The sequence below is a fragment of the Streptomyces aurantiacus genome (assembly GCF_001418335.1).
GTDB lineage: Bacteria > Actinomycetota > Actinomycetes > Streptomycetales > Streptomycetaceae > Streptomyces > Streptomyces aurantiacus.
The window spans coordinates 12,402-25,652 of the sequence record NZ_LIPP01000004.1 but is presented as its reverse complement, the minus strand read 5'-3'; the positions used below and the strand labels follow the sequence as shown (position 1 = coordinate 25,652).

The window sequence follows — 13,251 nt, the reverse complement described above, 5'->3', positions numbered from 1 at the left end:
TCAGCCCCCGCCCCCGGTACGCGTGCTGTCCCGTGTGGGCGACTCGCGGCGGTGGCGGCGTATCCCGTGGGCCAGGCTGCCTGCCACGGCCGCCAGGCACAGACCTCCTGCGACCAGTGGGATCACCGTGAACCACGGGGTCTCCCAGAGGTCACCCGCGTCACCGGCGTAGATGACGCCCGTGAGGGTGAGGAAGAAGCCCGCGACGAGGCGGCCGGGCTGGAATTCATGACGTGGCACGGGCCACCTCCGCCTGTCCGACGCCGACGTCGAGAGTGAGGTCGAGCGTGCCGCCGTCCTTGCTCCCGTCCGCGGGCGTGAGGGTCAGTTGCTTGTGCTTGCCGGGAGCCACGTCCACGTCCTGCTGCTTGTCACCCGGCAACTGGATGTCGCCGACGCCCACCTCGACGGACAGCTTCACCGTCACGTCCTTCGGCACGACGACCTTCAGCCGCCCTATGCCCACCTCGGCGCGTGTCGCCACGGTCTGCCCCTTGTCCAGGTCGATCCGGCTGAGGTCGAGCTTGCCGACGCCCGTACCGAGGTCGTACCCCTCCTGTACGGCGGCCACCGCGGCCGGAGTCCAGTTCGTACGCTCCCAGTGGGTGGTGATGTCCTTCGGCAGAGCCGCCGAGCAGGCCAACAGCCCCGCCGTGACGATCGCGAGGAAGACCGACCCCGCTCCCGTACGCCCGCGGAACGCGCTGACCGCGATACCCAGGCCGAACACGGCCAGCGCACAGGCCAGGCCGGTCTGCAGGCTGCTGCCGAGCGTGTGGTCGTCCCACGTCAGCCCCGTACCGAGCGCGCTCGCTATGAGGGCGAACAGGAACATCGGGCCGCCGAGCCCGCGGGGGCCGCGCGGCTTGGTCTCCCGCGTCCGTCTGTCCCGGCCGGGGCCGCCGCCGCGCGCGATGGTGATCGCCGCCGCGACGTCCCGGTCCCAGGTGCCCTTGGGGCCCCACAGATAGCCCGTGCCGCCCTCGTACGTCCCGTCCTTGACGATGGGCTCCCGCCACCAGGAGGGGAAGGAGCCGGGCACGGGCGGTGCCTGTGCCTCCGGCGGAGCGTCGGCCACGGCCTGCGCGGCTATGGGGCTTCCCCTGTTCCCACGCGGCCGAGCGGTGGGGGAAGGGTCGGGTGCGTCGCTGCCGCGCTGCCGTGACCAGTAGCCGGCGCCCGCGAGGAGCAGCGCGAGCGTCGCCGCGAAGGTCAGTACGCCGCTGTTGCTCAGCATGGAGAGGAACACACCGCAGCCGACCAGGGCGAAGAGCACGGCCGCCATCGCCTGGCCGTCCACGCGGCCGGTGAGGAGCTTGCGCACCTCGTTCTCCTCTTCGTCGTCGTACGCGACGAAGAGCCAGATGAAGCCGTAGAAGATGAGGCCGATGCCGCCGGTCGCGGAGAGCACCGCGAGCACGATCCGGAAGATCACCGGGTCCATGTCGCACTGCCGCCCGAGCCCCGCGCACACACCGCCCAGCATCTTGTGCCGCGAGTCGCGCCGGAACCTGCGCGGCAGCTCGGGCACCGGCGGGTCCTCGGCCGCGAGGGGCTTGGGGCCCGCCGTGGGCACGGCGTCCTGCGGCTCGGTGCCGGATCCCGGGCCCGGGGCGGGGCCCGGGGCGGGTTCCGGCCCGGGCCCCGGGCTCGCCGCGGCGTGCTGCTGATCGCTCATGCGTCCATGGTGACGGCCGCGAGGGCTCGGCGGCAGTCGGTACGACCCTGGCCGAACCCTGAAATCGGCCCCGGGGCGACCCTCATGCCGCTTGCTCCGGCCGGTTTGCCGGTTTGCCGGTTTGCCGGCTGCGGGGCCGCGCCGTTGCTTGTCGCGCAGTTCCCCGCGCCCCCTGGAATTCGTTCCTGCCGGGGGATCTGCAGATCAGGGAAGTCTCGGGGGTCGACCCTGATGCCTGGCGGAGGGGGGCGTGTGAATATCGATGGCATGCCGGATGCCGCAGCTCTGACCGTCGAGGTCCCGCGGCCTCCACGCAAGCTCTACCGCAGCAGCGACGGACGCTGGCTCGGGGGCGTGGCGCGGGGGCTCGCAGGGCATCTCGGCCTGCCCGTGATCTGGGTGCGGCTGGTCTTCGTGGGCCTGTTCATGGCGGACGGCCTGGGGGCGTTGCTGTACGGAGCGTTCTGGTTCTTCGTCCCGCTCGGCGTCGGCGGTGTGGACGCCGAGCGGCCCCCCGCCCTCGCCACCGAGACCGCCCCCGACGGCCGCCGCAGACTGGTGGCCCGCAAGCCCGACAAGGGGCAGATCGTCGCGCTGCTCGCGATGGTCGTCGTGGCCCTGGTCTTCGTGGGAAACGTCGATCTGAGCGGTGGCGCCAAGGCCTACCTCTGGCCGACCGTCCTCGTCGGCGCCGGCGTCGCCCTGGTCTGGCGCCAGGCGGACAACGCGCGCCGGGCCCGCTGGATGGAGGTGGGCCGCCGCAAGCGCACCATCTCACTGCTGCGCTCCGCGGCCGGGGTCCTGCTCGTCGCCGCGGGGGTCTCCGGGATATTCGTGCTGCAGGGCTCCGCCGCCCACCTCGGTTCGGTCCTCCAGGCCGCGCTCGCCGTCCTCGTCGGGATAGCGCTGCTGGCCGGCCCGTATCTCGTGCGCATGACCCAGGACCTCTCCGAGGAGCGACTGATGCGCATCCGCGCCCAGGAGCGGGCCGAGGTCGCCGCGCACGTCCACGACTCGGTGCTGCACACGCTCACGCTGATACAGCGCAACGCGGAGAACGCGAGCGAGGTACGACGCCTCGCCCGCGCCCAGGAGCGCGACCTGCGTAACTGGCTCTACAAACCGGAGGGCACAGGCAAGGACGAGGCGGACGAGCCCGACACCCTCGCCGAGGCCGTCAAGCGCAGCGCCGCGGAGGTCGAGGACAAGCACGGGGTGCCCATCGAGGTCGTGGTCGTCGGCGACTGCCCGCTCGACGACAGGATCGGCGCCCAGATGCAGGCCGCGAGGGAAGCGATGGTGAACGCGGCCAAGTACGGTGGCGAGGGCGGCGCGGTGCAGGTCTTCGCCGAGGTCGAGGGGAGGACCGTCTTCGTGTCGGTCCGGGACCGCGGTCCCGGATTCGACCTGGACTCGATACCCGCCGACCGTATGGGCGTCAGAGAATCGATCATCGGCCGCATGGAGCGCAACGGCGGTACGGCCCGGCTGCGTGCGGTGCCGGACGGCGGCACGGAGGTCGAGCTGGAGATGGAGAGGGCGGAGACATGAGCGACGCGAACGAACCGACCGGAGCGGTCGGGCCGAATCCCGGCGCGTCGTCAGGGGCGGCGCCGGCCAACGACCCGGCGGGCGCCTCCGACTCGACGGCCCCCGCGCCAGGGCGGCAGGTGCGCGTCGTGCTCGTCGACGACCACCGCATGTTCCGTACGGGGGTCCAGGCGGAGATCGGGCAGACCGAGCGGACCGGTGTCGAGGTGGTCGGCGAGGCCGCGGACGTCGACCAGGCGGTCACGGTCATCACGGCGACCCGCCCCGAGGTCGTCCTCCTCGACGTGCATCTTCCTGGCGGCGGCGGGGTCGAAGTGCTGCGTCGCTGCTCGCCGTTGATGGCCGACGCCGCGCAGCCGGTCCGGTTCCTCGCGCTGTCCGTGTCGGACGCCGCGGAGGACGTCATCGGTGTGATCCGGGGCGGCGCCCGCGGCTACGTGACGAAGACGATCACCGGCACGGACCTCGTCGACTCCGTCTTCCGCGTCCAGGACGGCGACGCCGTCTTCTCTCCCCGGCTGGCCGGCTTCGTCCTTGACGCCTTCGCCTCCACCGACGCCCCGCCCGTCGACGAGGACCTCGACCGCCTCACCCAGCGCGAGCGCGAGGTCCTGCGTCTCATCGCCCGTGGATACGCGTACAAGGAGATCGCCAAGCAACTCTTCATCTCCGTCAAGACGGTCGAGTCCCATGTCTCGGCGGTCCTGCGCAAGCTCCAGCTGTCGAACCGGCATGAGCTGACGAGGTGGGCGACGGCGCGTCGGCTGGTGTGACGCGGCCCAGCTCGGTCCGGACCGGTCCGGCTGGTCGGGGTCCGGCCCCGTGCCGCCCCGGCTCCGCGCCGCGCACTGGTTCGACCGCCCGGTGGCGCGTGGGCGAGCACGTGGTTCGCCTGTGTGCGGCGAGAGGAGCTACTACGCCTTGATCAGTTCTTCGCTCAGGTCCCAGAGGCGTTGGGCGGAGTCCGGGTCGATGGAGTGGGATGCGACGGCGGAGTTGGGGTTCTGGGGGTCGAAGGGGCTCAGGTCGTCGTCCAGTTCTGAGATGTCGCTGTTCCTCAGGTAGATACCGCCGATGTCGGCGAGGAGGGGGCTGGTGGCCGCGAACACGATGGTGGCCGCGCCCTGTTGCGGTGTCTTCTTCTCGTGGTCGGGGTCGATGATCGGGCGGCCGGACTCGTCGATGAGTCCCATGGCGCGCAGTTCCTCCTGGCCTCCGGCGCCGTTGAGGCTGGTGCCGACGACGATGCCGGGATGAGTGGCGTATCCGCGGATGCCGTCCGGGGCCCAACGGCGGTCCAGTTCGACGGCGAAGAGCACGTTGGCCGTCTTGGACTGGGCGTAGGCGAGGGTGTGGTCGTAGCCGGCGGTGAAGTGCGGGTCGTCCCAGCGGATGGCGGACAGTCGCTGGGCGCCGGAGGTGACGTTGACGACCCGGGCGCCGTGAGCGGCGCGCAGGGCAGGCAGCAGCCCCGAGGTCAGTTGGAAGTGGCCGAGGTGGTTGGTGGCGAACTGCACCTCGTAGCCTCGGGCGTCCACGGACCGTTCCCGGGGTGCCGGGACGCCGGCGCTGTTGATCAGGAGGTGCAGCGGGCGGCCGGAATCGAGCCACCGTGCGGCGAAGGCGTCGATCGACGCCGGGTCGAGGAGGTCCAGCCGGTCGGCGTCGGCGTTCTCGATCCCGGCCAGTAGTTCCTTGGTGCGGTCCGGGTTGCGCGAGGCCGTGGTCACGGACGCGCCTGCCGCGGTCAGGGCGCGGGTGACTTCCAGACCGATCCCTGCGTGGCCACCGGTGACGATGGCGTTCTTGCCGCGCAGGTCGACTCCCGCGATGACCTCGTCGGCCGTGGAGGCCGCGGTGAAGCCGGACCCGAGAGGATGCTGTTTGTGGTTCATGGCAGGGCTCATGGCAGGGCTCATGGCAGGGTTCCTGTGCTGATTCCGATCGTGGTTCATATCTCCACGTTATGGATCGGGGGGCGCACGCTGAATAATTGACAGTTCGCATTTCTTTCGCAATCGTTCAGACATGGTGAGCGACCCGTTGTCCGACGTCTTCGACCTGATCGAGATCAAGGGGCTGATGAGCAGCGGTTTCACCACCCCGCACGGGCGCGCCTGGGTGGCCCGCGGCTCCGTCACGCGCAGGTTGAAGTTCATCGCGGTCGTCCGCGGTCAGGCCCGACTGACCGCCAGTGGTACCGACCAGCCGCTCGACCTCGAACCCGGCGACGTCGCCATCCTGAACAACCAGGCCTGGCTGGAAGTACGCGGAGGGCCTGAGGATCAGGTCCCGTACGAGGTCGACGTGTCGAGCGCGAGTCACCTTCTCGGTGACGAAGAGGGGGAAGCGGGGCAGGAGGGGGCCGACGCCCTCCTCGGTGGTCACATCGCCCTCAACCCGATCGGCGAAGCCCTGCTCACGCAAGCACTTCCGCCGGTAGGACACGTCCGGGCCGCGACCGCCACCGCTCCGCTGCGCGCCCGGCTGGATCAGCTCCTGGACGAAGTCACCGGCGAGCGCGTCGGCTCCGCCTTCGCGATCCGCCAACACGGACAGCTGCTCGTACTCGACATGCTGCGCGTCTATCTCGGCCAGGCCGCGCTTCCCTCTGGCTGGCTGCGGCTGCTGGTCGACGAGCGGCTGCACGCGGCGGTGACCCTCATGCACGCCGAACCGGGCAGAGCCTGGCGGCTGGAGACCCTCGCACAAGCGGCGGCGATGTCCCGCACCGCATTCGCCACGCGCTTTCGGGAAGTGGCGGGCATGCCACCGCTCACCTACCTCAGCCACTGGCGCATGCTGCTCGCGCAGCGTGCCCTGCGCGACGGGGACGATCACGTCGGCGCGCTGGCGTCCACCTTGGGTTACGCCTCGGAGAGCGCCTTCAGCACCGCGTTCAAGCGGGAGACCGGGGAGCCGCCGCTGCGGTACCGGAAACGCGTGCGCGCGGAGGGTACGAGGCCCGTTCCGAGCGACGATGATCGCGACTGGGTTACCGGGGGCAGCGGCTGAACTCAGGGGGTGAGCACCGAGCTTGTGTGCCACGGCAGGCGCCACTTGATGGTGGGAGGCGGGTGGGTCAGGCGTGGTGACGTCCGGGAGCGCGCAGCAGCCGTAGCCGTAGCAGCCGTAGCAGCCGCAGCAGCCGCAGCGGGCTTGGCGGTACTGCGGCAGCCAGGTCGAGATGTGGAGGGAAGAGGCCGGGGCCAGTCGTCAGGATGAGGATCTGGCCAACGAGGCCGGCGGTATGAACTGCCCGGTGACGGGACAGCCCTTAGCGGTGAGCGAGGCCGTCGATCATCAGGTTGAGGGTGAAGTCGAACCGGTCGTGGCCCTCGCCCGCGGTGAGCTCGGACGCGTAGCGGATGGTGTGGGGGAAGGTTTCGGCGGGCAGCGCCGTCAGTCGGCGCCGGAGTTCGGCGGTGTCGACGACCCACTCCGTCTCGTCGTCGACCTTGCGCTGCTTCAGGACCGAGAGCTCCAGGCAGTAGCCGGCCACGTACAGCAGGAGCGCGTCGATGGCCCAGGCGGCGGCCTGTGGGGCGACTCCGCCGGCCAGCAGGACCGCCAGCATTCCCTCACTCACACGCATGGTTTCGAGATCGGTGGGGGCCATCGCGAGCGCGGCGCGGGAGATGCCGGGGTATCTCAGGTACTGGTCACGTATCTGGACGCACACGCCGCGGATCTGCTCCCGCCAGGCCGCGGGGTCGGGCTCAGGCAGGACGAGCGCGGCGCACAGCCGCCCGATGAGCAGCTCGTCGAGGTCGGCCTTGTTGACCACGTGGGCGTAGAGCGAGGCGGGGCCGGTGTCCAGCGCGCCCGCCAGTCGGCGCATGGTCAGCGCCTCGTAGCCCTCGTCTGCGATGACGCCCAGCGCGGTGTCGACTACCTGCTCCACGGTGATGGGGACCTTGCGGCGCCGTGGCCGGTGGTCGGATCCGGCTCCGGTTCCGGCTTTCGCTCCGGCTCCGGTCCCGGTTCCGGCCTCGGGGGTCGGCGGCTGGTGGCGCGCCGCGCGTCGCTCTCTCGGGTTCACTCGGCCACTATAACTTGACACGAACGCTGTTCGTTTGTAGAACACTGTTCGTGAATATGGATGCGAAAGCGAATGCCAACCAGGACATGGACGTGCCCGTGGACGTCACCGTGGTCGGGGCCGGGCCAGTAGGGCTCATACTCGCCGCGGAGCTGGCGCTCTCCGGGGCGACAGTGCAGGTACTTGAACGGCGGGCCGAGCCGGACGAGGCGATGAAGGCGCAGGGGATCAACATCCCGACGGCCGAGGCGCTCGACCGCCGCGGTCTGCTGCCTGCCGCGGAGCAGGTGCAGCGAGAGATCCTTGAGCGGGTGGGGTCGTTCTTCGGCATGGCCGACGGCCGGAGGCCAGGCGACGACCGGTCCCCTGGCGACGACCGATCCCCTGGCGAGAACGGGGCGCCCGGCCGGAACCGGCGGGCGCCCGACGTGCGCTTCACCGGGCACTTCGCGGGCATGGTCCTCGACCCCGAGCTCGTGGACTGGGCCGATCCCGACTTCACCTCGCACGCCGCGGCCGCCGGAGCGAGGATGGTGCCGCAGCGTGAGCTGGTGGCACTCCTCACCGAGCACGTTGAGCGTCTTGGCGTATCGGTGCTTCGAGGCGTGGAGGTCACCGCGCTCGACGACACCGGTGACGGCGTGCTCGTCGGTACTGCCACCCGTACTGCCGTCGGTGTTACGGCCGGTACGTTGCGCACCGGGTGGGTGGTCGGCTGTGACGGCGGGCACAGCACCGTGCGCCGCCTCGCGGGCATCGACTTCCCCGGTACCGACCCCGAACTCACCGGCTACCAGGCAGTCGTCGACATCGCCGACCCGGAGAAGCTCGCGAACGGGTGGGCTTGGTCGCCGGCAGGGGCGTACCGCTGCGGGCCACAGCCCGGGCGGGTGGCCACGATCGAGTTCGACAACCCTTCCGCCGACCTCCCCGACGCCCGGCTTCGCCCGCGCGGGGGGACCCCCATGGCGCCGGTCACCCTGGAGGAGTTGCAGACGAGTCTGCGGCGGGTCTCGGGCACCGACGTCACGCTCACCGCACTGCGCGCCACCCCGACCCGCTGGACCGACAACACCCGCCAGGCCGCGACCTACCGGTCGGGGCGGGTGCTCCTGGCCGGCGACGCCGCGCACGTGCACCCGCCGTTCGGCGGCCAAGGGCTCAACCTCGGGGCCGGCGACGCGATGAACCTCGGCTGGAAGCTCGGGGCCGTGATCGCCGGGTGGGTGCCCGAAGGGCTGCTCGACACCTACGATTCCGAGCGTCGGCCCGTTTGCGCCTGGGTGATGGACTGGACGCGGGCCCAGATCGGAGTGCTGCGCGGGGACGCCAAGTCGGCCGCGCTGCGGGGGATCGTCGGCGATCTGCTGAGCACTCGGGCGGGTACGACCTACGCGGTCAAGAAGATCTCCGGCGTCACGCAGCGCATCGACCTGCCCGGCGACCAGCGCATCGACCTGCCCGGCGACCTGCCCGGCGGCCATCTGCCGGGTCCGGCGGGTTTGCCACACCCGCCCCATCTGCCGCGTCCGCCGCACCCGTTGGTCGGCCGGTACGTTCCCGACCTGTGGCTGAGGGACGGCACCCGGCTGGTCGACCACGGTCACGGCGGCGGATTCCTGTTGCTCGACCGCACTCCGGACGGCGCGTTCGCGCGCGTCGCCGCGGCCTGGACCGGGCGAGTGAGCAGCGTGACCGATGACCACGCGACGCCGACCGGGGTGTTGGTACGCCCGGACGGGGTGGTCGCCTGGGCCACCGACCTCAGCGACACCACCGACACCACCGACACCACCGACCTCGCCGCTGTCGCCGGCCTCGAAGCCGCCCTGCGCCGATGGGCCGGCGCGCCGTCGCCCTCACCCGAGGAAGAGCAGGGCGGGTCTGTATCTATGTGATCAACGTGAAGCTCCTAGACGTGAAGCTCTGTCGGCGTGAGGCTTCGCCAGACGGGGAGCGTTCAGGAGTGTTCAGGAATAACCGCGGGCCCGCCTCGCGTTGCGGCGAGCATGACGACGAACGCGCCGCGGCCCGAGGTGTTGCGATACACAGCCTTCTCCGACACCCCCGACGGAGGAAACCCCGCCGGTGTCGTGCTGGACGCCAGCGCCCTGGACGACAGCGACATGCTGGCCATCGCCGCCGACCTCGGATACTCGGAGACCGCGTTCCTGACCGCGGCCCCGGAGGGCCTCGGCGGCAAGGAGGAACGGGCGTACAGCATCCGTTACTTCAGCCCCAAGGCCGAGGTGCCGTTCTGCGGGCACGCCACCGTCGCGACCGCCGTCGCGCTCGCCGAACGGACGGGCCCCGGGAAGCTGGTGTTCGCGACGGGCGTCGGCACCGTACCGGTGGAGGTGGCCGAGGAGGGCGGAACCGTCAGGGCCACGCTCACCAGCGTCGAGCCGCACATCGCGAAGATCGCCGACGCCGACCTCGCGGAGGCGCTCGCCGCGCTCGGCTGGCCGGCCGGCGATCTCGACCCGGACTTCCCGCCCCATATCGCGTTCGCCGGCGCCCGCCATCTCGTTCTCGCGGCGGCGACGCGCGCTCGTCTCGCGGATCTCGCGTACGACTTCACGCGCCTCGAAGCCCTGATGCACCGCTTGGAGTTGACCACGGTCCAGTTGGTGTGGCGGGCGTCGGCCACCGTCTTCCATGTCCGTAACCCCTTCCCCGTGGGCGGCGTCGTCGAGGACCCGGCGACCGGCGCCGCGGCCGCCGCGTTCGGTGCGTACGCCCGTGAGCTGGGCCTGGTCCCCGAGGACGCCGTCCTCACCCTGCACCAGGGCGAGGACCTGGGCCGCCCCGGCGAACTCACGGTGACGCTGCGCGCGGGCGACTCGCGCGTCCGTGTCAGCGGCGCAGGCGCTCCCATCGAATGAGCAGTGTTCCTGCGGCGTCAGCCGGCGTCGCCGAGCATCGCTGACAGCTCAGGCATTGCTGATCGCTGATCGCTCACGCCACGCGGGTCCCTCATGCCACGCGCGTCGCCCCCGCGAACGGCATCTCGTCGATCGGCGCCACCCGTACCGGTGCCGACGGGCTCGGCGCGTGGATCATCTGCCCGTTGCCCACGTACAGCCCCACATGACTGATGCCCGAGTAGAAGAACACCAGGTCACCGGGGAGGAGTCCGGACCGCGAGACGTGCCGGCCCGCGTTGATCTGCGCGTACGTCGTCCGCGGCAGCGAAATGCCCGCGGCGCGGTACGCGGCCTGCGTCAGCCCCGAGCAGTCGAAGGCGTCGGGGCCGGTGGCACCCCACACATACGGGCTGCCGAGCTTCTCGTAGGCATACGAGATCGCCGCTGCCGCACGGGAGTTGGGGGCGGCCGTGGCGGAACCCGCCCCGGCGCCGCGCGGCTCCGAGCCGGAACGCGAGGCACGTGCGGTGTCCGGGTCGTCCGCCCCGATGCGGGCCCGGTCCGCCTCCGACAGCCGCGACAGCAACTGACGCGCCTCGCCCAGCTTCCCGGTGACCGCCTTCTTGTGGCGCTTCAGGTCGGCCTGCCGCGCCTTGAGCGAGGCGAGTTCGACGTGTGCGGCTCCGCGCAGCTGTTCGATCTCGCGCAGCTGTGTGCGTACGCGCGACACCGTCGACGCCTGCCTGTCGCCGACCCGCTCGGCGAACGCGGCCCCGTCCAGGTACTGATCGGGGTCCGAGGAGAACATCAGCTCCAGCGAGGGATCGACGCTCCCGTCCCGGTACTGGGCGGTCGCCAGCGAACCGAGGGCGTCCCGCTCCGAGTTGAGCCGTTCCGTCCTGCGCGCGGCCTCGTCCTGCAGTGTGTCGTACCGGCCAGCCGCCTTCGTGGCCTTCTCCTTCGCCCCGTTGTACTTCTCGGTGGCGACCTCCGCCTCCTGGTACAGCTTGTCGACCTTCGCCTCCACCTGCGCCGGTGTCAGCTCGGGCGCGGCAACCCCCGTCCCGTCGAACCCGGTCGCGCTCGCCGCGCCCGCGAGGGCGATGGTGAAGGCGGTACGGGCCGTACCGCCGCCGCCGAGTGAGCGCTGTCTGGGCCTGCGATGCGCTGCCACGTGCGATCCACGTTCCTTCCGTGTTCCTTCCGTACGGCCGCCGAGGTGCCGGGCGGAGCCGGTCACCTGGGGAAGGACGCTAAGCCTGGTGGTGCACTGGGAGTAACGACTTGTGCGGAAGTGGTGACACTCGGCCACGAGCTGACCGGGTACGACCATGATCCGGGCCCGACGCCACCAGCTCGGCACGGAGGGTGACCGATGCGCGGGTTGTGGAGGAACGGCGGGCCGGACAGTGCTACGAGCTCGTAGCACGGGCCCGCAGTGCAGGCTCGTATCACGGGCTTCGTGCGGGGTGTGGTGACCGGGGCGGTGCGAGGCGGTATGCGGGCATCCGGTTAGGGTCCGGGCTCATGGACGTACTCATTCATGTCTTCGTCGCCCTGCACATCATCGGCATCGCCGCCCTGCTGGGCGGATTCCTCACCCAGCTGAAGGCCATGGGCGACGGCACGGCCCGCTTCACCCCCGCCATGCTCCACGGCGCACTGACCATGCTGGTCACCGGCGCGGTCCTCGTCGGCCTGAACCAGGCCGACGACCAGACCGTCAACAACATCAAGATCGGCACAAAGCTGGCACTGCTGGTCGTGATCCTCGGACTCGTCTACGTGAAACGTGACGAGGAGAAGGTGGAGAAGGGACTGTTCGCCCTGGTGGGCGGACTGACCGCGGTGAACGTCTTCATCGCGGTCCTCTGGACCTGAGCGAACCGTCCCCTCCCTCGTTGCGCAGGTCCGTCGTTTTCCGCAGGTCTGTCGTTACGCCGGTCCGTCGTTACGCCGGCCGCACCACGCTGTGGATCGGCATGTAGTAGATCGACTCCTCGCGGACGTACGCACCCGGTTTGGGGGCGTGGATCATCATGCCGTCGCCGATGTAGATGCCGACGTGGCTGATGTCGTCGTAGAAGAAGACCAGGTCACCGGGCTGGGCGTGGTCCACGGAGACCGTCGTGCCGGTCTCGACCTGGTCCCATGTCGTACGGGGAAGGGTCACACCGGCGGCCTTCCAGGCGGCCTGGGTCAGCCCGGAACAGTCGTACGAACCGGGGCCGCTCGCACCCCATACGTACGGTTTGCCGATCTGTGCGCGCGCGAAGGCGAGCGCCTTGGCCGCCTTCGAGGTGGCGGCGGAATCGGAGCCCGGCGCGCTCCCCGTACCCGTACCCGTGCCTGTGCCTGTACCTGTGGCGGTCCCCGCGTCCTGCTGGGCCTGAGCCGCCGCGTCGGCCGCCTGCTGCCGGGCGAGCTCGTCTGCCTTGCGCTGGGCCTTCTCCTGCCTCTCCCGCTCGATCGCGGCGAGCCGGGCCTTGTCCTCGGCGGTCAGTTTCGAGAGGAGCTCGCGCGCCTCGGCGAGCTTCCGCTGGACGTCCGCCTTGGACGTCTTCAGCGTGCTCTGCGTCGTGGTGAGCGTCTCCAGGCCCTCGGACGCCTCTTGTCGCTTCTGCGTCGTGGCGGCCCGCTGCGTCGCGTAGTCCTCGACTGCCTGCTTCTGCCGGGCGGTCAGCCGGTTCATCAGCTGGGTCTGGTCGAAGTAGTCCTGCGGGTTGTCCGCGAGGAGGAGGGAAGCCGTGTCGGGGGCGGAGGCTCCCGTGCGGTACTGCGCGGCGGCGAAGGTGCCGAGCTCCTCGCGTGCATCGTTGAGCTTCTCGGTGCGCTGCGCCATGTCGTCGAGGAGGGTGTCGACACGTTTGCGCTGCTTGGTGGTCTTCGCCTTGGCCTCGTTGTACTTCTCGGTGGCCGTGCCCGCCTGCTGGTAGAGGTCGTCCACCTTCTTCTGGACTTCCTCCATGCTCGGCTTGGGCTCCGCGGCCGGTGAGGCGTCCGCCGACTGGGAGAGCAGGGCCACCGAGGTCAGGGCCGCGGTGGCGAGGGCCGGCGTCCGCATGCTCATGGAAGCGGGGGGCCGCGACTTGCGATGTGGCGCCACGAGGGCG

At 70.7% G+C, this 13,251-nt stretch carries 12 protein-coding genes; 6 read left to right on the top strand and 6 right to left on the bottom strand.

Features of this window, described 5'->3' with window-relative positions; genetic code table 11:
• The gene (locus tag AOK01_RS00515) at positions 1–240 is read right to left on the bottom strand and encodes a hypothetical protein (protein ID WP_055507150.1); all 240 of its coding nucleotides are present in this window, start codon (positions 238–240) and stop codon (positions 1–3) included.
• Positions 227–1,678, bottom strand: coding sequence for a PspC domain-containing protein (locus AOK01_RS00510; protein ID WP_055507148.1), 1,452 nt, complete (start codon positions 1,676–1,678; stop codon positions 227–229). The genes AOK01_RS00515 and AOK01_RS00510 overlap by 14 nt, the downstream gene beginning before the upstream one ends.
• A gap of 267 nt (positions 1,679–1,945) precedes the next feature.
• Here AOK01_RS00510 and AOK01_RS00505 point away from each other — a divergent pair, with 267 nt between their 5' ends.
• Both AOK01_RS00505 and AOK01_RS00500 read left to right on the top strand, forming a co-directional pair.
• Positions 1,946–3,229 carry an ATP-binding protein gene (locus tag AOK01_RS00505; RefSeq protein ID WP_055507146.1) on the top strand — a complete coding sequence of 428 codons (1,284 nt, stop codon included), beginning with the start codon at positions 1,946–1,948 and terminating at the stop codon, positions 3,227–3,229.
• Positions 3,226–4,002, top strand: coding sequence for a LuxR C-terminal-related transcriptional regulator (locus AOK01_RS00500; RefSeq protein WP_055507144.1), 777 nt, complete (start codon positions 3,226–3,228; stop codon positions 4,000–4,002). Before AOK01_RS00505 ends, AOK01_RS00500 begins: the two co-directional genes overlap by 4 nt.
• Before the next feature lie 141 nt (positions 4,003–4,143).
• Here AOK01_RS00500 and AOK01_RS00495 read toward each other — a convergent pair whose 3' ends face one another.
• Positions 4,144–5,124 (bottom strand): SDR family NAD(P)-dependent oxidoreductase, encoded by a 981-nt coding sequence (locus AOK01_RS00495; RefSeq protein WP_055507142.1) that lies wholly within the window; start codon positions 5,122–5,124, stop codon positions 4,144–4,146.
• 133 nt (positions 5,125–5,257) lie between these two features.
• Here AOK01_RS00495 and AOK01_RS00490 point away from each other — a divergent pair, with 133 nt between their 5' ends.
• A complete protein-coding gene (locus tag AOK01_RS00490; RefSeq protein WP_055507140.1) occupies positions 5,258–6,244 on the top strand; it encodes a helix-turn-helix domain-containing protein in 987 nt (328 codons plus the stop codon).
• A gap of 262 nt (positions 6,245–6,506) precedes the next feature.
• Here the strand turns inward: AOK01_RS00490 and AOK01_RS00485 are convergent, their stop codons facing one another.
• Complete coding sequence (locus AOK01_RS00485; RefSeq protein ID WP_055507138.1) at positions 6,507–7,271, bottom strand: TetR/AcrR family transcriptional regulator; 765 nt, start codon at positions 7,269–7,271, stop codon at positions 6,507–6,509.
• 56 nt (positions 7,272–7,327) lie between these two features.
• Between AOK01_RS00485 and AOK01_RS00480 the strand changes: the two genes are divergently transcribed.
• The gene (locus tag AOK01_RS00480; protein ID WP_055507135.1) at positions 7,328–9,169 is read left to right on the top strand and encodes an FAD-dependent oxidoreductase; all 1,842 of its coding nucleotides are present in this window, start codon (positions 7,328–7,330) and stop codon (positions 9,167–9,169) included.
• A gap of 111 nt (positions 9,170–9,280) precedes the next feature.
• Positions 9,281–10,156: a PhzF family phenazine biosynthesis isomerase gene (locus AOK01_RS00475; RefSeq protein WP_055507133.1), complete on the top strand. Its 876-nt coding sequence runs from the start codon at positions 9,281–9,283 to the stop codon at positions 10,154–10,156.
• A 91-nt stretch (positions 10,157–10,247) separates the two neighbouring features.
• Here the strand turns inward: AOK01_RS00475 and AOK01_RS00470 are convergent, their stop codons facing one another.
• A complete protein-coding gene (locus tag AOK01_RS00470) occupies positions 10,248–11,312 on the bottom strand; it encodes a C40 family peptidase (RefSeq protein ID WP_055507131.1) in 1,065 nt (354 codons plus the stop codon).
• Between the two features lie 353 nt (positions 11,313–11,665).
• Between AOK01_RS00470 and AOK01_RS00465 the strand changes: the two genes are divergently transcribed.
• A complete protein-coding gene (locus AOK01_RS00465) occupies positions 11,666–12,019 on the top strand; it encodes a hypothetical protein (RefSeq protein WP_055507129.1) in 354 nt (117 codons plus the stop codon).
• Positions 12,020–12,089: 70 nt separating this feature from the next.
• Here the strand turns inward: AOK01_RS00465 and AOK01_RS00460 are convergent, their stop codons facing one another.
• Positions 12,090–13,244 (bottom strand): C40 family peptidase, encoded by a 1,155-nt coding sequence (locus AOK01_RS00460; RefSeq protein WP_055507127.1) that lies wholly within the window; start codon positions 13,242–13,244, stop codon positions 12,090–12,092.
• Between the last annotated feature and the right edge of the window lie 7 nt (positions 13,245–13,251).